The sequence below is a fragment of the Rhodobacter sp. JA431 genome (genome assembly GCF_900217725.1).
Lineage (GTDB): Bacteria > Pseudomonadota > Alphaproteobacteria > Rhodobacterales > Rhodobacteraceae > Rhodobacter > Rhodobacter aestuarii.
On sequence record NZ_OBMP01000006.1, the window covers coordinates 27,956 to 45,883 of the forward strand.

The 17,928-nt window shown below is 61.3% G+C and carries 16 protein-coding genes; 8 read left to right on the forward strand and 8 right to left on the reverse strand.

From position 1 onward, the window contains the following. From CRO18_RS12740 to CRO18_RS12765, 6 genes are all read left to right on the forward strand, one after another. Complete coding sequence (locus CRO18_RS12740) at positions 1 to 567, forward strand: shikimate kinase (RefSeq protein WP_083952224.1); 567 nt, start codon at positions 1 to 3, stop codon at positions 565 to 567. A 202-nt stretch (positions 568 to 769) separates the two neighbouring features. After that, entirely contained in the window at positions 770 to 1,798 is a 1,029-nt protein-coding gene (locus CRO18_RS12745) for a BMP family protein (protein WP_097082410.1), read from the forward strand. A gap of 3 nt (positions 1,799 to 1,801) precedes the next feature. After that, the gene (locus tag CRO18_RS12750; protein ID WP_097082411.1) at positions 1,802 to 3,343 is read left to right on the forward strand and encodes an ABC transporter ATP-binding protein; all 1,542 of its coding nucleotides are present in this window, start codon (positions 1,802 to 1,804) and stop codon (positions 3,341 to 3,343) included. Further along, positions 3,333 to 4,382, forward strand: coding sequence for an ABC transporter permease (locus CRO18_RS12755; protein WP_097082412.1), 1,050 nt, complete (start codon positions 3,333 to 3,335; stop codon positions 4,380 to 4,382). Before CRO18_RS12750 ends, CRO18_RS12755 begins: the two co-directional genes overlap by 11 nt. Next, the gene (locus tag CRO18_RS12760) at positions 4,382 to 5,326 is read left to right on the forward strand and encodes an ABC transporter permease (RefSeq protein ID WP_097082413.1); all 945 of its coding nucleotides are present in this window, start codon (positions 4,382 to 4,384) and stop codon (positions 5,324 to 5,326) included. Before CRO18_RS12755 ends, CRO18_RS12760 begins: the two co-directional genes overlap by 1 nt. Continuing rightward, positions 5,326 to 6,603 carry an amidohydrolase family protein gene (locus CRO18_RS12765; RefSeq protein WP_097082414.1) on the forward strand — a complete coding sequence of 426 codons (1,278 nt, stop codon included), beginning with the start codon at positions 5,326 to 5,328 and terminating at the stop codon, positions 6,601 to 6,603. Before CRO18_RS12760 ends, CRO18_RS12765 begins: the two co-directional genes overlap by 1 nt. A 59-nt stretch (positions 6,604 to 6,662) precedes the next feature. Here the strand turns inward: CRO18_RS12765 and CRO18_RS12770 are convergent, their stop codons facing one another. Then, positions 6,663 to 6,908 (reverse strand): hypothetical protein, encoded by a 246-nt coding sequence (locus tag CRO18_RS12770; protein ID WP_076485474.1) that lies wholly within the window; start codon positions 6,906 to 6,908, stop codon positions 6,663 to 6,665. Positions 6,909 to 7,228: 320 nt separating this feature from the next. Between CRO18_RS12770 and CRO18_RS12775 the strand changes: the two genes are divergently transcribed. Further along, positions 7,229 to 7,627, forward strand: a complete 399-nt coding sequence (locus tag CRO18_RS12775; RefSeq protein ID WP_249276066.1) for a hypothetical protein — start codon at positions 7,229 to 7,231, stop codon at positions 7,625 to 7,627. Here CRO18_RS12775 and CRO18_RS12780 read toward each other — a convergent pair. The 4 genes from CRO18_RS12780 to pepN form a co-directional block, all read right to left on the reverse strand. Continuing rightward, on the reverse strand, positions 7,611 to 8,102 hold the full coding sequence (locus tag CRO18_RS12780; RefSeq protein WP_170952666.1) for a YdcF family protein: 492 nt from the start codon (positions 8,100 to 8,102) through the stop codon (positions 7,611 to 7,613). The two genes, CRO18_RS12775 and CRO18_RS12780, sit on opposite strands and share 17 nt — an antisense overlap. Beyond that, positions 8,102 to 9,085, reverse strand: a complete 984-nt coding sequence (locus CRO18_RS12785) for a DUF808 domain-containing protein (protein WP_097082416.1) — start codon at positions 9,083 to 9,085, stop codon at positions 8,102 to 8,104. The genes CRO18_RS12780 and CRO18_RS12785 overlap by 1 nt, the downstream gene beginning before the upstream one ends. A 115-nt stretch (positions 9,086 to 9,200) precedes the next feature. Then, on the reverse strand, positions 9,201 to 10,718 hold the full coding sequence (gatB, locus tag CRO18_RS12790) for an Asp-tRNA(Asn)/Glu-tRNA(Gln) amidotransferase subunit GatB (RefSeq protein WP_097082417.1): 1,518 nt from the start codon (positions 10,716 to 10,718) through the stop codon (positions 9,201 to 9,203). A gap of 105 nt (positions 10,719 to 10,823) precedes the next feature. Beyond that, positions 10,824 to 13,370 carry an aminopeptidase N gene (pepN, locus tag CRO18_RS12795; RefSeq protein ID WP_097082418.1) on the reverse strand — a complete coding sequence of 849 codons (2,547 nt, stop codon included), beginning with the start codon at positions 13,368 to 13,370 and terminating at the stop codon, positions 10,824 to 10,826. 161 nt (positions 13,371 to 13,531) lie between these two features. On the opposite strand from pepN, the gene CRO18_RS12800 reads away from it, so the two are divergent. Then, positions 13,532 to 15,703 carry a malate synthase G gene (locus tag CRO18_RS12800; RefSeq protein WP_097082419.1) on the forward strand — a complete coding sequence of 724 codons (2,172 nt, stop codon included), beginning with the start codon at positions 13,532 to 13,534 and terminating at the stop codon, positions 15,701 to 15,703. 139 nt (positions 15,704 to 15,842) lie between these two features. Here CRO18_RS12800 and CRO18_RS12805 read toward each other — a convergent pair whose 3' ends face one another. From CRO18_RS12805 to CRO18_RS12815, 3 genes are all read right to left on the reverse strand, one after another. After that, positions 15,843 to 16,466 (reverse strand): J domain-containing protein, encoded by a 624-nt coding sequence (locus tag CRO18_RS12805; RefSeq protein ID WP_076485468.1) that lies wholly within the window; start codon positions 16,464 to 16,466, stop codon positions 15,843 to 15,845. A gap of 234 nt (positions 16,467 to 16,700) precedes the next feature. Then, positions 16,701 to 17,333: a hypothetical protein gene (locus CRO18_RS12810; protein WP_170952667.1), complete on the reverse strand. Its 633-nt coding sequence runs from the start codon at positions 17,331 to 17,333 to the stop codon at positions 16,701 to 16,703. Between the two features lie 63 nt (positions 17,334 to 17,396). Beyond that, positions 17,397 to 17,795 carry a DUF4177 domain-containing protein gene (locus tag CRO18_RS12815; protein ID WP_097082421.1) on the reverse strand — a complete coding sequence of 133 codons (399 nt, stop codon included), beginning with the start codon at positions 17,793 to 17,795 and terminating at the stop codon, positions 17,397 to 17,399. Positions 17,796 to 17,928: the final 133 nt, after the last annotated feature.

Below are 17,928 nucleotides of genomic sequence, written 5' to 3' on the forward strand. Positions count from 1 at the left end.
GTGGCGGCGCGGGTCTATATCACCGGCGCCGCAGGGGCGGGAACCTCCACGCTCGGGCGAGCGCTGGCGGACCAACTCGGTGTGCCTTTTCTCGACACCGATGATTTCTATTGGACCCCGACCGAGCCGCCCTTCACCACCAAACGCCCGGTGGCGGAACGCCTGGCGTTGATTGCAGCCGCGCAATTGGGCCAAGGCGAGGATGGCGGCTGGGTGCTTGCAGGCTCCTGCGATGGCTGGGGCGATGTCGCCATCGATGGTGCCGATCTGATCGTCTATATTTCCACCCCCGCGCCCTTGCGGCTTTCGCGCATTCGCAAACGTGAAGCCGCGCGCTGGGGCGACCGGATCCAACCCGGTGGCGATATGGAGCGCCAACACGCGCAATTCATCAAGTGGGCGGCTGGCTACGAAGACCCCTATTTCTCGGGGCGCTCGCTCGCGCGCCATTTGGCGTGGCTTGTGGGGCGAAATGAACCGGTGATTGAAGTCAGCGGCACCACGGCGCTCGGCGATTTGGTGGCAAGTGTCACCGCAAAGCTCACAGAGATCACGCAACAGCGTTGACTCGCGCCCCCTGGCTGCGACAGGCTGTCACTGCTTGCAATTTGTGCATCCCTGCCCAGAAAACGGCACCTGCCCTAGAAAGCGTCAAGGGATGTGTTAGCGCGCAAAACGGCAAGCGCGAACGAATTGACCATTAGGTGCGACAAGTTTAATCACCTGATCAAAACCACGCTTTCCGCCCCTCACCAATAGGAGATATCCAGTGGCTGCCAAGACCCCCTCCCTCCCGCTTTCGCGGCGCGCCTTCTTGCTGTCGAGCCTTGCAGGCGCCGCCCTTTTGGGCACCGCGCCGGGCATGGTGCGCGCGCAAGACGCCAAAAAGCTGAAAGTCGCGGGGATCTACACCGTGCCGGTGGAACAGCAGTGGGTCAGCCGCATCCATATCGCCGCCGTTGCGGCGCAAGAGGCGGGCGGGATCGAATATACCTATTCGGAAAACACCGCCAACGCCGACTATCCGCGCGTGATGCGCGAATATGCCGAAAGCGGCTATGACCTGATCATCGGCGAAGTCTTCGGTGTGGAACAAGAAGCCCGCGAAGTCGCGGCGGACTACCCCGAAGTGGCCTTCCTGATGGGCTCGTCGTTCAAACCCGAAGCGGGGCTTGCGAACTTCGCCACCTTCGACAACTACATCCAAGATGCCTCCTATCTCTCGGGCATCATCGCCGGTGCGATGAGCAAATCGGGCAATATCGGCATGGTTGGTGGCTTCCCGATCCCGGAAGTGAACCGCTTGATGCATGCCTTCATGGCCGGTGCGCGCGAAGTGAACCCGGACATCACCTTCCAAGTTGCCTTCATCGGCTCGTGGTTCGACCCGCCGAAAGCCAAAGAAACCGCCTATGCGATGATCGAAAACGGCGCCGATCTGCTTTACGCGGAACGCTTTGGTGTGTCCGATGCCGCGAAAGAAAAAGGCATTTTGGCGATTGGCAACGTGATCGACACGCAAGCCGATTACCCGGAAACCGTGGTGGCCTCGGCGATCTGGCACTTTGAACCGACGCTTGGCCATGCGATTGCACAAGTGCAGGCGGGCGCATTCTCGGCGGAAGATTACGGCACCTTCTCCTTCATGAAAGAAGGCGGCTGCTCGCTCGCGCCGTTTGGCACCTTTGAGGGCAAAATCCCGCAAGAGGCGCTCGATCTGGTGGCGTCGCGCGCGGAAGAGATCAAAGCAGGCAGCTTCGCGCTCGAGATCAACGATTCCGAGCCGAAATCCTCCTGATCCATGTCACAAAAGGCGCAGGCGCAGACCGTTCTGCGCCTTTCCAACATCACCAAGCGCTTTGGCGCGCTCACAGCCAATGATGATGTGAGTTTTGATCTCAAACGGGGCGAAGTCATTGCCCTGCTTGGCGAAAACGGCGCGGGCAAAACCACGCTCATGAATATCATCTTTGGCCAATACACCGCCGATACCGGCGCGGTGGAGGTGTTTGGACAGGAACTTCCCCCCGGCAACCCGCATGCGGCACTCGATGCGGGCGTGGGCATGGTGCACCAGCATTTCACCCTCGCGGGCAATCTGACGGTGTGGGAAAACATCGTTTTGGGCACCCAGGGGCTTCGGTCGCTGCGCCTTGATGCCAAAGCAGCCAAGGCCAAAATCGCGGACCTTGCGAAGCGCTTCCATCTGGTGGTGGACCCCGAAGCGAAAGTGGGCCGCCTCACCGTGGGCGAGCGCCAGCGCGTCGAGATTTTGAAAGCGCTCTATCGCGAGGCGCGGATTCTCATTCTCGATGAGCCGACAGCGGTTCTGACCCCGCAAGAAAGCGATGCGCTGTTTGCCACCCTGCGCGAGGCAGTGGGGCAAGGGCTTTCCGTCGTCTTTATCTCGCACAAGCTGCATGAGGTGATGGCGATTGCTGACCGCACCTTGGTGTTGCGGCACGGGAAATTGGTGGCCGAACGCGCGATTGGAGACACCTCGCGCGAGGAATTGGCCGCGCTGATGGTGGGCGGCAAAGTCTCCCCGCCAAAGATCGACGCAATGCCCGCAGGCCCCGCGCTGATGCGGCTTACCGGTGTGTCCACCAAAGGCGAGGGCCGTGCGCCGGGGCTACAAACGGTGAACCTGACTTTGCACGCGGGCCAGATCACCGGGCTTGCGGGCGTCTCGGGCAATGGGCAAAAGGCGCTCTCCGATCTGATCTCGGGCCTTGTGCAGCCAAGCGCCGGCGGCTTTGAAGTTGCAGGCGCGGAGGTCGCCGATTGGTCACCCCGGCGCGCGCTGTCGCGCGGCATTGGCCGTATCCCGGAAGACCGCCACCACACTGGCACGATTGCCGATTTCGATCTGACCGAAAACGCCGTGCTGGAAACCTATGCCAAAGATTTCGCCCGCCATGGCTGGATGAATTGGGCAGACGCGAAGGCGCGGGCCGAAAGCCTGATTGCCACCTATGACGTGCGCTGCCCCGGCCCCGACACCCGCATTCGGCTGCTCTCAGGCGGCAATATGCAAAAGCTGATCTTGGGCCGGGTGCTGGAAACCACACCGCAGATCATTTTGGCAAACCAACCCGTGCGGGGCTTGGATATTGGCGCGGTGAACTATGTCCACGGCCGCTTGGCCGAGGCCCGCGAAAAGGGGGCCGCCGTGCTTCTGATTTCCGAAGACCTTGATGAGATTATGACGCTTTCTGACGTGATCCATGTGATCTCTGAGGGGCGGCTGAGCCCCGGCTTTGCGCGCGGCACGATGCGCGCCGAAGATTTGGGGCAATGGATGGCAGGTGCAGGCTTTGCGGAGGCGGCACATGCGTCTTGAACCGATCCCGGCCCCCAGCCTTGCGCGCAAATTGCTGCCTCCGGCACTCGCCATTCTGGGCAGTTTTCTGGTCGCAAGCCTTTTGGCGCTGATTGCGGGCGGCAACCCGCTTGCCGTTTTTGGCGCGATCGTCAAAGGCGCTGTTGGCTCCAAATTCGCGCTTTTGGAAACGCTCAACCGAGCCACACCGCTGATTTTCACCGGGCTGGCCGTCGCCGTTGCCTTCCGGGCGAAGCTTTGGAACATCGGCGCAGAGGCGCAGCTTTACGCAGGCGCCGTGGTCACCGCCGTTTTGGGCACCGGGCTTTTGCCTTGGCCCCCTGCCCTGCTCCTGCCGGTGCTCGCATTGGTGGCAATGTTGGCGGGCGCGCTTTTGCTTCTTGGCCCTGCGCTTCTCAAAACCCGGCTTGGCGTGGATGAGGTCGTCACCACGCTTTTGCTCAACTACATCTTCCTGCTTTTCGTCAGCTACTTGCTGGAAGGCCCGCTGAAAGACCCGATGGGCATGGGCTGGCCCAAATCGGCCCGGCTTCTGGCCGAGGCACGGCTGCCGCGCATTGTTGATGGGTTGCGGCTGCATTGGGGCTTTGCGCTCGCGCTCATCTCTGCCGTAGCGCTTTGGGTGATCAACACTCGCACCACGCTTGGCTTTGAAATGCGCGCCGTGGGCCAAAACGCAGAAGCCGCGCGCTTTGCGGGCATGCCCGTCACTCGCATCATGCTCAAAACCGCGCTCCTGTCTGGCGGGCTTGCCGCGCTCGCGGGCTTTTCCGAGGTCTCGGGGCTCAAAGGCTCGCTCACGCTCGATCTCTCGCCCGGCTATGGCTACACGGGGATTGTGGTGGCGATGCTTGCGCTTTTGCACCCGCTCGGCGTGGTGGCCGCGGCCCTCTTCGTAGCGGCAATCTTTGTTGGCGCCGATGCGATGAGCCGCGCGCTTGGGGTGCCGAGTTACATTGCCGATATCATGCTCGCCTCTGCGCTGTTGATGATGGTGCTCGCGATCTTGCTCACAAAATTCCGCGTGGTGAGGGACTGATGGACTTCTTCGACATCCTCACCTCCGCCGCCTTTTGGGCCGCAGCCATCCGCATCGCCTCGCCGCTCATTTTCGCCACGTTGGGCGAATTGATCTGCGAGCGCGCCGGGGTGCTGAACCTTGGCATTGAAGGGATCATGGTCGCGGGCGCGTTTGCGGGCTGGATCGCGGTCTATATGGGCTTGCCGCTTTGGGGCGGTGTCGCGGTGGCCTTTATCACCGGCATGGGCTTTGGGCTGTTGCACGGCACGCTGTCTGTGCCCTTTGGCCTTTCGCAGCATGTGGTGGGCATTGGGCTTACGCTTTTGGCCACTTCGCTCACCTTCTACACCTATCGCGTGGTGCTACCTGAGGTCTCCTCCCCGCCAAAGATTGAAGCGTTTCAACCCTTTGAAATCCCGCTTCTGTCAGACATTCCGCTGCTGGGCCCCGCGCTTTTCAGCCAAACCCCGCTTACCTATGCGGCCTTTATCATGGCCGCGCTCGTGGCCTTTGTGCTTTACCGCACGCCCTTGGGCTTGGCTGTCCGCGCAGCAGGCGAAAGCCCCTCTGCGGTCGCCGCACAGGGGCTTTCGGTCACCGCCATCCGCATGGGCGCGGTGATTGTGGGCTCGGGTTTCATGGCGGTGGGCGGCGCGTTTTTGACCCTGTCCGCCTTTGACAGCTTCTTCTTTGACATGGTCAACGGCCGCGGATGGATCTGCATTGCGCTGGTGGTTTTTGGCGCGTGGAAACCCGGCAAAGCGGTGTTGGGGGCGATCCTGTTCGCCGCCTTCGACGCGCTGCAAATCCGGCTGCAGCAAACCACAATCGGCGCGGTGGTGCCCTATCAGCTGTTCCTAATGATGCCCTATCTGCTCTCGATCCTTGCGCTTGTTTTGATGTCGCGCCGCGCCGAAGTGCCTGCCGCCCTCATGGTCCCGTTCAATAAAGGGGAAAGATGATGTTCGATCTGCTGATCAAAGGGGGCACCCTGCCCGATGGCACGGTGGCCGATATCGCCATTGCAGGCGACAAGATCGCTGAGATCGCCCCGAAGATCGTGGCAGAGGCGCGCGAGGTGATTGAGGCCACCGGTGATCTCGTCACGCCGCCCTTTGTGGACCCGCATTTCCACCTTGATGCAACGCTGAGCTACGGGCTGCCGCGCGTGAATGCCTCTGGCACGCTGCTTGAAGGTATCTCGCTTTGGGGTGAGCTGCGCGAGATTGCCACGGTCGAAGAAATGGTCGCGCGCGCGCTGCAATATTGCGACTGGGCGGCCTCGATGGGGCTTTTGGCCATTCGCTCGCATGTGGACACCACGCCCGATCACCTCAACACCGTTACGGCGATGCTTGAGGTGCGTGAGAAGGTGAAAGACTACATCGACCTGCAACTTGTGGCCTTCCCGCAAGACGGGCTTTACCGCGCGCCGAATGGCCGCGAGAACCTGATCCGCGCGCTCGATATGGGCGTGGAGGTCGTGGGCGGCATCCCGCATTTTGAACGCACTATGGCCGATGGAGCCGCGAGCCTTGCGGACCTGTGCCAGATCGCATCCGACCGGGGCCTGTGGGTCGACATCCATTGCGATGAGACCGACGATCCGATGAGCCGCCATATTGAGACGCTCGCCTATGAAACGCAGCGCCTTGGGCTGCAAGGGCGCGTTGCGGGCTCGCATCTGACCTCGATGCATTCGATGGACAATTACTATGTCTCGAAACTGCTGCCGCTGATCGCCGAGGCGGGGATTTCCGCGATCCCGAACCCGCTCATCAACATCGTGCTGCAAGGGCGGCATGACACCTTCCCCAAACGCCGCGGCCTGACCCGCGTGAAGGAAATGCAAGCGATGGGGATTGCGGTCGGTTGGGGCCAAGATTGCGTGCTCGACCCGTGGTATTCGCTCGGCACGGCAGACATGCTGGATGTGGCCTTTATGGGGATGCATGTCGCGCAGATGACCCACCCGGCGGAAATGGCGCGCTGCTTCACGATGGTGACCGAAACCAATGCCCAGATCATCGGGCTTTCGGATTACGGGCTGAAGAAAGGCGCGAAAGCCTCGCTCGTGGTGCTCGATGCCGCCAATCCGGTCGATGCGCTGCGTCTACGCCCCGCGCGGCTGGCGGTGGTGGCCAAAGGCAAAGTGATCGCGCGCAGCCCCCGCGCCGACGCGGTGCTGTCGCTGCCCGGGCGTCCGGGTTCGGTGCGCCGCCGCGCGCCGCAGCGCTGATTTCAGAAAACAGGTCCGGGCCCGAAAGAGCCCGGACCTTGTGCGCAAGCCAGTCGCGTTTAGACGCGCCCGCTGACTTCTTTTTGATGCCGCCGCAGAAGATCGACCATCCGGCGGTCCGAAATGAGTTGATCGCGCCGGAATTCCACGATCAAGCATTCCGTCCGATCCAGACCGGCACTATCCAAGCGGTTGGAAAACAGCGCCTCAATGGAGCTGTCACGGCAAGGCCCGTCTGGATCAATGTGATGCAGGCGGGCATAACGCGTTACGATCTGATTGACCGAATTGCGGGCAGTTCCCATTGCAAGTCCCCACTTCAAAAGTTGAGTCCTTCCTCCCAAGAGAAATTTACCACGCTGGGGGCTGTTTTGTCGTGTGACAAGTTCCCCATTGGGCAGAACCGAACCTTCCGCCTAAATTTGCCGCAGACCATTTGCCCAATCGGGAAGAAGATTTCTGTTTTTGCATCACCTCGGCCTTGATGCATCGAAGCGGCCTAAAATGGCGTCCACGCCCACCCCTTTTGGCGCTCCCGGTAACCCTGCGGCAACATTTACCTTGGGTTCACACCTATGCGGGCCTAATCTCTGGCTATTGCGGCCATTCCGCAAAGGAGGTTGAAATGCATTTCCGTCAACTTCGTTCTGTCGTGCTTGGGGCGGCGCTTGTTGGGCTCATGGCGGTTCCCGCCGCCGCGCAAGAGGTTGTGGGCGCCTATGTCGCCTATATCGGCACCGATGATCTTTTCAATTCACGCGGCCAGCGGCTAAGCGCGCCGTGGCAGGTGCTGCGTCAAGACAGGGCGAATTTCCATAAGTTCGGCCTCTCGCAACCCGGCGATGAATGGGATCCGTTCTTTGGCGATGTGAACAACCGCGCCGCGATGGAGCGGATGGTGATGAATGGCTCGATCGAGCCTGCCGCTGCGCGCAAGATCATGGCAGGCGGGGCAACCGTCTTTGTGCGGATTTACGGCTATGGATCGCGCGGCGACTATGTCCGCGTTACCGTGACCCGCTAAGCCCGCCGAAAAGACCGTAGCGCACAAGATACCACAGGCTGGCCACTGCTTCGCGCAGGGCCAGTTTAGATCGTTTCACGGCGGGCAAATCCGGCGCGGGTGGGCAAGATAGGCTGATCGTAAGCCCAAGCCCCCGCGCGGCCAAACGCGCGCGCCGCGCGTGATAGGTGTCTGTCACCACAATCAAAGCAGGATCAGAAATCAGCGGCTTTGCGCAGGTGAAATTCTCCCGCGTGTTACGTGCGCGGGGCTCTAAGACGAGTGCGCTTTCGGGCAGCCCTGCGTCCCGGCACAGATCGGCCATCACTGTCGCTTCAGCCGGTGCCCCATCAAATGCGCCACCGCTCAAGATCAGCCGCGCCACCTGCCCTGTTTGATAGAGCTTGACCGCATGGCCCACCCGACGCCGCAACGCCGCAGAGGGCGCGCCATCAGGCGCGACCCGCGCACCAAGCACAAGGGCGGTGCGCGGCATCATTTGCTTTTGAACTTGGCCGCAAGCGCAATGATCGGGTCGATCACATACATCGCCAGCGGAATCAGCGCGAAGCCGTAAATCAGCCCCAAAACGCCATCAATAGCCGCTCCAATGCTCCAGCCCACCGCGCCCGCAAGCACCTCGGGCACCAGATGCGCGCCCGCTTCGGCCAGATGGTGGATCGCATCATAAGGGGCCGCAAAGCCCAGTTCCGCCAGCCCATGCAACACGATTGATCCGCCGACCCAGAGCATTGCCGCCGTGCCCACAATCATCAGCACTTTCATGAAGCCGGGCATCACCGCCACAATCACGCGACCCAAAGCGCGGGTGAGCGAGAGCCGCCCCGTGCGCGCCAAAAACAGCCCCACATCATCGGCCTTCACAATCAGCGCAACGCCCCCATAGACCAGTGCCGTGATCCCCAGCGCCACCAGAACCAGCGCCATCGCCTGCATCCAAACCGGGTTATCGGTCGGCAGGGCGGCGAGCGCGATGGTCATGATCTCGGCCGAAAGAATGAAATCGGTTTTCACCGCGCCCGAGACCTTTTCCTCCTCCAACCGCAAGGGATCGCCCGCCGGATTGCCACCGGGGTCTTGATGCCCATCGGCATGTGGAGCGTGCGGGAAAAGGAGGTGGAACACCTTCTCCGCCCCCTCAAAACAAAGATAGCTGCCGCCCAGCATCAAAAGCGGGGTGATCGCGCCCGGCCAAAACGCCGAGAGCAAAAGCGCCAGCGGCAAAAGCACTACAAGCTTATTGCGGATCGAGCCGAGGGCGATCTTGCCCACAATCGGCAATTCCCGCGCCGCTGCAAAACCATGCACATACTTGGGTGTAACGGCAGCATCATCAATCAGCGCGCCCGCCGCCTTTGCCCCCGCCTGCGCCGCCTGCCCCGCCACATCATCCACCGAGGCCGCCGCAATCTTGGCAATGCCCGCCACGTCATCCAAAAGGGCAAGAAGGCCGCTCATAGGGTTCTCCGAATGGGTTTTGGGAAAGGTAGACGCGACAATAGGTGGGGGCAAGGCCCGCCAGAAAATGCGCGCCCCACCCAAACCAAAAGGCGCCCCGTGGGGCGCCTTTCTTTTACAGACCGAGTTTTTGGGCGACGATCTCGTTCACCGCCTTGGGGTTGGCCTTGCCGCCCGAGGCTTTGATCACCTGACCCACGAACCAGCCCGCCAGCTTCGGGTTGGCTTTCGCCTTTTCCACCTGATCAGGGTTGGCCGCGATCACCGCATCCACCGCCGCTTCAATCGCGCCGGTATCGGTGACTTGGATCATACCGCGCTCTTCGACGATCTTCTCGGGCTCGCCCCCTTCGGAGAAAACGATCTCAAACAGGTCTTTGCCGATCTTGCCCGAGATTTTGTCCGATTTGATCAGCCGAATAATGCCGCCAAGCTGCGCGGGCGTCACCGGGCTTTCGCCAATTTCCAGCCCCTCTTTTTTCAAGCGGCCAAAAAGCTCGTTGATCACCCAGTTCGCAGCCAATTTGCCATCTTCGGCCACGGTCACCACGGCTTCAAAGTAATTCGCGTTTTCGACCTCGGCGGTCAGCACCGAGGCGTCATATTCGCTCAGACCGAGGTCTTTCACGAAGCGAGCTTTTTTCTCATCGGGCAGTTCGGGCATTTTCGCGCCGATATCATCGACCCAGTCTTGCTCAATCTCCAGCGGCAGAAGATCCGGGCAGGGGAAATAGCGGTAGTCATGCGCTTCTTCTTTCGAGCGCATCGACCGGGTTTCACCTTTGTCCGGGTCATAGAGCCGGGTTTCTTGCACGATCTTGCCGCCATCTTCCAAAATGGCGATCTGGCGGCGAGCTTCATAATCAATCGCTGCTTGAATGAAGCGCATCGAGTTCATGTTCTTGATCTCGCAACGCGTGCCAAGATGGCTGAAATCTTGCGTTTCTTGGTATTTCTCATACTGGCCCGGACGGCAGACCGAGACGTTCACATCGGCGCGCAGGTTGCCGTTTTGCATATTGCCATCGCAGGTGCCGATATAGCGCAGGATCTGGCGCAGCTTGGCCACATAGGCCGCCGCTTCCTCCGGCCCGCGAATGTCGGGGCGGCTCACAATTTCCATCAGCGCAACGCCGGTGCGGTTGAGGTCCACAAAGGACATGTTCGGGTCCATGTCGTGAATGGATTTGCCCGCGTCTTGCTCAAGGTGGATACGTTCAATACGCACCTTGCGCGCCACGCCCGGCCCCATATCGACGATGATCTCGCCCTCACCCACGATTGGGTGGTAAAGCTGGCTGATCTGATAGCCTTGCGGCAGGTCCGGGTAGAAATAGTTTTTCCGGTCAAAGGCCGAGCGCAGGTTGATCCCGGCTTTCAACGCAAGGCCGGTGCGCACCGCTTGGGCGACGCAAAATTCGTTGATCACCGGCAACATGCCCGGCATCGCGGCGTCAACGAAAGCCACGTTCGAATTCGGCTCCGCGCCGAAAGTGGTCGAGGCCCCCGAGAAGAGCTTGGCGTTGGAGGCCACCTGCGCATGCACCTCCATACCGATGACAAGTTCCCAGTCGCTTTGCGCGCCGGCAATGACTTTCGGCTCGGGGGCGGTGAAGGCAAGGTGATCGAGCATCGCATGTTCCCTTTTTGGCTTGCGCTCTTCTAAGACAGCCGCGCGCGCGGGGCAAGATGGCGGGCGCGCGGTATGGGGCCGTAGAGGGGGCGCTGCCCCCTGCGCTTAGCCCAAAAGCCGCCCGACCATTTCCGAAAGATCACGGCTCAAGCCTTGCGTGCCCGCAATCCGCTCCAGCGCCGCTTTCGCATGGGCTTGGCGGGTCGCGTCATAGCGCCGCCAGGTTTCAAAGGCGGTGGACATGCGCGCCGCCGTTTGCGGGTTGAGCGGGTCAAGCTTGATCAGCCAATCGGCAAATAGCACGTAGCCCGCGCCGTCCGCCCGGTGAAAGCCCGCATGGTTGGCCGCAAAACCGCCCAGAAGCGAGCGGAAGCGGTTCGGTTTTTTCCACTCAAAGGCGCCGCTCTCGGCAATGGCGGTCACCACCTCGACCGCGCTTTCGGGCGGGGTGAGCATCGCTTGCACCGAGCGCCATTTGTCCATGACGAGCGGGTCAGCGCCCCAGCGCGCGGCGAAAGCGGCGAGTTCCGCTTGGCCCGCGCCTTGCGCGACCAAAAGCCCAAGCGCGCCGATGCTCTCGGTCATATTGCTGGCCTCGGCGTAAAGCGCGCTCGCGCGGCTGCCTTGATCCAGCGTGGAAAGGAGCGCCAGTGCCGCAAGCCGCAGGGCACGTTTGCCAGCGGGTTCGGCATCGGGGCTATAGGGGCCGGGAACGGCGCTGCCTTCATAGGCGGCGACAAGGGCCGCTTCATGGCGCTGTGCCAAGGTGGCCATCAGATCGCGGCGCGCGGCGCGGATGGCGTCCGGGTCGGGCACGACATCCTTTTTGGCGAGTGCTGCGGCAATTTCATCTTCCCCCGGCAGGCGCAAACATGCGGCGCGGAAGCCCGGCGTTACGGCACCATCGGCGAGCATTTGACCAACAGCCTCAAGATAATCCGGCGCGGGGGTGGCCCCTTGCGCCATCGCCATCAGCGTGTCGCGCGCCAAATTGCGCCCCGCTTCCCAGCGGTTGAACGGGTCGGTGTCATGGGCCAAAAGAAAGGCTTGCTCGGCGGGCGTTGTTTCCCGTTCCAACACCACGGGGGCAGAGAAGCCGCGCAAGATTGAGGGGACGGGCTTAGCCGCAAGCCCGGTGAAGGTGAAACTTTGCCGCCCCTTGGTCATTTCCAAAACTTGGGTCGGCACCACCTCATCGCCATTTTGCCCCAAGAGCCCCACCGCAATCGGAATATGGCGCGGCGGCTTTTCCGGTTCGCCCGGCGTCGGCGCAGTCACCTGTTCAAAGGTCAGCGTATAGGTGCCGTTTTCAAACTGCTCTGACACGCTCAGATGCGGGGTGCCCGCTTGCGTGTACCAAAGCTTGAACTGGCTCAGATCGCGGCCAGAGGCATCTTCAAAAACCTTGATCCAATCTTCGATCGTGCAGGCCTGACCGTCATGGCGGTCAAAATAAAGATCCAGCGCTTTGCGGTAGCCCTCGGCCCCCAAAAGCGTCGCCAGCATCCCCACCACCTCAGCGCCTTTTTCATAGACGGTAGCGGTGTAGAAGTTGTTGATCTCACGGTAGCTCGACGGGCGCGGCGGATGCGCAAGCGGCCCCGCATCTTCACGGAACTGGCGCGCGCGCAGCATCGCCACGTCATCAATGCGCTTGAGCGCGCCCAACCGCACATCGCGGGTAAAGCTTTGGTCGCGGTAGACCGTTAGCCCCTCTTTCAGGCACAGTTGGAACCAATCGCGGCAGGTGATCCGGTTGCCGGTCCAGTTGTGGAAATATTCATGCGCGATCACCGCCTCGATCCGCTCGTAATCGGTATCGGTCGCGGTTTCGGGGCTGGCCAGAACAAGCTTGGAGTTGAAGATATTCAGCCCCTTATTCTCCATCGCCCCCATGTTGAAATCATCGACCGCAACGATGTTGAACAGATCAAGGTCATATTCGCGCCCGTAAGCCTCTTCATCCCATTTCATCGAGCGTTGCAGGGACGCCAGCGCGAAGTCACAACGGTCTTCATCGCCGGGGCGCACCCAGATATTGAGGTCCACTTTGCGCCCCGAAGCGGTGGTGAAGCTCCCCGAGGTGGCGCGCAGATCGCCCGCGACAAGCGCAAACAGATAGGCAGGCTTCGGCCAGGGGTCATCCCATTCGGCAAAGCCCGCGCCTTGCCCCACCGGGTTGCCGTTTGAAAGCAGCACCGGCAGGTCACTTTCAATCCGCACATGGAACCGGGTCATCACGTCGGGGCGGTCGGGGTAGAAGGTTATCTTGCGAAAACCCTCGGCCTCGCATTGCGTGCAATACATGCCGTTTGACATGTAAAGCCCCTCAAGCGCGGTGTTTTTGGCGGGTGCAATCTCCACCTCGGTTTGCAATTCAAACGCCCCTTCGGGCAGCGCGCTTGCGGGAATGGTCAGCCCGGTCGTGGTCAGCGTGTAAGCCTCGGCGGCGAGCGGGGCGCCATTGAGCGCCACATGCAAAAGCTTCAAATCCTCGCCATCAAGATGCAGGTCTGCAACGCCGTCGCGCGGGGTCATAGCGAGCGTCGCGCGCACCTTTGTGGCCTCTGGCGTCAGTTGGAACACCAGCGAAATTTTTTCAATTTCATAGGGATAGGGTTTGTAATCGGAAAGAAGGGTCACGCCGTCCATGGGGTCCTCGTGCTGTCGTTATCCCATAGCTAGGCCCCCAAGCAGGCAGCGGCAAGACCCTGCGCACCGCCAGTGCGCCGCAACGCAGCAATGCGCTTTTCGCTGGACAGAGGCGGCTTGAAGCACAAGATACCGCGCAACGAACGAACAGGGAGGGCAGAATGACAGAACGCGTCGAGCGCGAAGGTTTGCAGGTCGCCACGGAATTGGCCGACTTCATCGAAACCGAGGCGCTGCCCGGCTCTGGCGTGACGCCAGCACGGTTTTGGGCGGGTCTGTCCGGACTGATCCACGATTTTGGGCCAAAAAACCGCGCGTTTTTGGAAAAGCGCGAGGCGATGCAGGCGCGCATTGACGATTGGCATTTGCACCATCGCGGCAAGGGCCATGATGCCCGCGCCTATCGCGCCTTTTTGGAAGAGATCGGATATCTGATCCCCGAAGGCCCCGATTTCACCATTGAGACGCCCGAGACCGACCCCGAGATTGCGACCGTTTGCGGCCCGCAACTTGTCGTGCCGATCACCAATGCGCGCTATGCGCTGAACGCCGCCAATGCGCGCTGGGGCAGCCTTTATGATGCGCTTTATGGCACCGATGCTTTGGGCGAAGCGCCGCAATCCAAGGGCTACAACCCCTCGCGCGGGGCGAAAGTCATCGCTTGGGCGAAGAAGTTCCTCGATGACGCCTGCCCGCTGGTGGCGGGCTCTTGGGCGGGGGCCTCAAAACTGCGCCTCCATGATGGCGGGCTCTTTGCCGAGGTCGCGGGCGAAGAAACCGGCCTTGCCAACCCCGCGCAGCTGGCGGGCTACAACGGCGACCCCGAAGCCCCAACAGAAATTTTGATCAAACACAATGGCCTGCACATCATTCTTGTGATTGATGCGAGCCACCCGATTGGCGCGGCAGACCCTGCCGGCGTTGCGGATGTGAAGCTGGAATCGGCCGTGTCCTCGATCATGGATTGCGAGGATTCCGTCGCCGCCGTTGATGCCCACGATAAGGTGCATGCCTATCGCAACTGGCTCGGCCTGATGCAGGGCACGCTGACCGAAACCGTCACCAAGGGCGAGACAACCTTCACCCGCGCGCTTTCGCCCGATCTGACCTTTACCGCGCCCGATGGCGGCACGGTCACGCTCAAGGGCCGCGCGCTGATGCTGGTGCGCAACGTCGGCCATTTGATGCCGAACCCCGCAATCCGCTGCCGCAATGGCCGCGAGGTCTGCGAAGGGCTGATGGATGCAATGGTCACCACGCTTTGCGCGCTGCACGACCTGCGCAAAGAAGACGGCGCGCGCAACTCCACCACAGGCTCGGTCTATGTGGTGAAACCGAAGTTGCATGGCCCCGAAGAGGTGGCCTTCACCGATGCCGTTTTCGCCCATGTCGAAGAGGTGCTCGGCCTGCCGCTGCACACCGTCAAACTGGGGATCATGGATGAGGAACGCCGCACCTCGGTCAACCTAAAGGAATGTATCCGCGCGGCAAAACACCGGGTCGCCTTTATCAACACGGGCTTTCTTGATCGCACCGGCGACGAGCTTTACACCTCGATGGAAGCCGGGCCGATGCTGCGCAAAGGCGAGATGAAATCGCAGCCGTGGATTTCGGCCTATGAAGATCGCAACGTCGATATTGGGCTGAAATGCGGGCTCGCGGGGCGCGCGCAAATCGGCAAAGGCATGTGGGCCGCGCCCGACAATATGGCCGAGATGCTGAGCCAAAAGATCGCCCATCCGATGGCGGGGGCGAACTGCGCTTGGGTGCCCTCCCCCACCGCCGCGACGCTGCACGCCACACACTACCACCGCATTGATGTGAAGGCGCGCCAACGCGAGATTGCGGCGCTCGCCCGCCCCGAACGGCTGGAAGATCTGCTCACGATCCCGCTCGCCGCCGGGCGCAACTATTCCGAAGAGGAAATCACCACCGAGATCGAGAACAACGCCCAAGGCATTTTGGGCTATGTGGTGCGCTGGGTGGACCAAGGCATCGGCTGTTCCAAAGTGCCCGATATTCACGACGTTGGGCTGATGGAAGACCGCGCGACTTTGCGCATCAGCGCGCAAGCGCTCGCGAACTGGCTGCATCATGGTCTTGTGAGCGAAGGCCGGGTGATGGAGGCTTTGCGCAAAATGGCGAAAGTGGTGGATCGGCAAAACGCCCATGATCCGCATTACCGCCCGATGGCGCCCAATTATGACGGGCTCGCCTTCCAAGCCGCCTGTGATCTGGTGTTCCTCGCGCGTATTCAATCTTCGGGCTACACCGAGCCGGTGCTGCACCAACGCCGCGCACAGGTGAAGAAAGAAGCCAAGGCGCAGGGCTAGGCCGCAGCCCGCCAACCCAAACACACAAGGGCGCCCACGGGCGCCCTTTGCTTTTGCGTCTTCGACTTTGTGCAAATATCCTCGGGGGTGAGGCCGTTAGGCCGAGGGGGCAGACAGCCCCCTGCCCGGCCCGCCACCCTTACTTGAAGTTGCGGCTGTCCTTGACCTGATCCCACGCCCAAACGACCTGCTGCAAAAGCTCCTCTTGGCTGCGGTCGCCGCCGTTCATATCGGGATGCAGCACCTTGATAAGCGCTTTGTAGCTTTTGCGGATCTCGGCCTTGGTCATCGTATCCTTGGCATCCAAGATCTCAAGCGCGCGCCGCTCGGTGGGCGGCAGCTTGCGCCCCACCGCCGCGCGGCCGGGGTTTTGCGTCGCGTTCTGGCCCAGTAGTTCCATCGGGTCCGTAATACCGTGCCGCGCCCAGCCCATTTCCTCTTTCGAGCGCCCAAAGGGCTTGGTCGGGCGTTCCCAGACATTCCCGCTATCGAGGAACTGCTGGAATTCCTCTTCGCTTTGGCCTTGGAAATAGTTCCATTTCAAATTGTATTCGCGCACGTGGTCCTTGCAGAACCAAAAATAGTCATCCAGCACTTTGGGGCTTTTGGGCGCGCGATATTTGCCCGGCTCGTTACAGTCGGGGTGGTCACATTTGCGCGTCGAGGTTTCGAACGCGCCCGACATGCCGCGCTTGCCCTTGGTGCGGCGCTGTTTGTCAGCAGCGGCGGAGATGTTGAAGCCGAAAGGGTCGGTCTTGCTCATGGGGCCTCGCAAATTCACTTCCTCGGCGCGGCTCTTGTGGCAGCTGACCGACTCGAGGGGGGAGAGGATAGAGCATTTCGCCCGGAGGCCAAGAGCAAACCGTGCAGCTGCGGCAAGAACGGTCAATGCGCCATCAACCAAAATCACGTGTCGGGCGATGATGCTTCCTTGTAAGCGAATGAGGCCGCGCCCTTTGGCGTGGCCCCATGGCTTTCACACAACGAAGCGGCGCGCTTATTTCTTCAGCGAGGGGCAATCGACGCCGTCATCCTTTGTGGGAGCGAATGCAAGTTCACCGAAGTCGAACACATCAGCGCTGAGATCATAGTCCTCTGTGTAGGAAAAATAGGTCACGGAACTCGCGGCCGTGTCGGAGCTTCCATCGGAACCGCCTTCGCCACCCGTGCGCGACACCGCATCACGAACTTTGTTGACGCTGTCTTGCAGGCTTTTGCTAAAGCTGACGATGCTTTCGGCCTCTTTCAGGGTCTGATTGACGACGGCCATTAAGCGCTCGTCAATTTCCCCATTGCCATCCGTCAAAAGATCGGTGGCGGCGTCTTTCATCTCCTGCGCGGCAGCGACAAGCTCGATCAGCGCCGCAAAACTGGGATTTGCGCCCAACTTTGCGACCAGCGTATCCTCCGCGCCTGCCAAAAGGCTCTCCGCTACGTCGTCAAGGAAGACCGGCAACTCCGGGTGGCGCAGATCATCAATCCCCACCAAGATCACCGGCGCTTTGCCGTCATCTTCGGGGGTGGAATCGTAGGACGTCTCAAGCAGATCGAACATGGTGGCGCTTCCTTCGCGGCTGTGGGCCCGGCTGCCCCGGGCTGATAGGGAAGCCTCGCAAAGGGGGCGCATCACTCGCAATTCCCCCGGCGGGGGATAAAATGCGCAAATAGGATGCCATAAAGGGCGAAAGGGCGCTTACTCCTCCGCCTCCTCGGCGGGGCCAAGACGCGGCGCGCGGCCCTCGGGGACCTTGGTGCTGAGCAAACCGCCCCGGCGCGCGGGCATTTCGTCTTCCACAGCCTCCATACCCTCGGGCGCCTCATCCACAATTTCAGCGCGGGCGCGACGCGGCGGAGCGTTTTCCACCACCCGGCGGAACACGAGCATATTGTGATAGACCGTGGTTTTGGAGGTGAGGCCGGAGCGTTCCTCGGCGGGAAGCGTTTCGGCCCGGCAATAGTCCCAGCCCTCTGCCGCCATTTCATTCATCACCCGGCTGAGCGCGTTGGCAAACCGATCCGCGCCCGTTTTCAGCCCTCGCCCTTTTTCGCCGCGTGTCGGCGCGGGCACCACTTTGTATTCGTAAGCCTGCATCTCAATTCCGTTCTGAAAAGCGCGCGCGGCCACAAAACACCGCCCCGGCCCTAGGGTCAAGGAACGAAGGGGTGAAGGCAAGCCAAGCCGTTTGGCCTGTGCCCCTTACAATCCCCCCCCTTGCGCGGCCCTT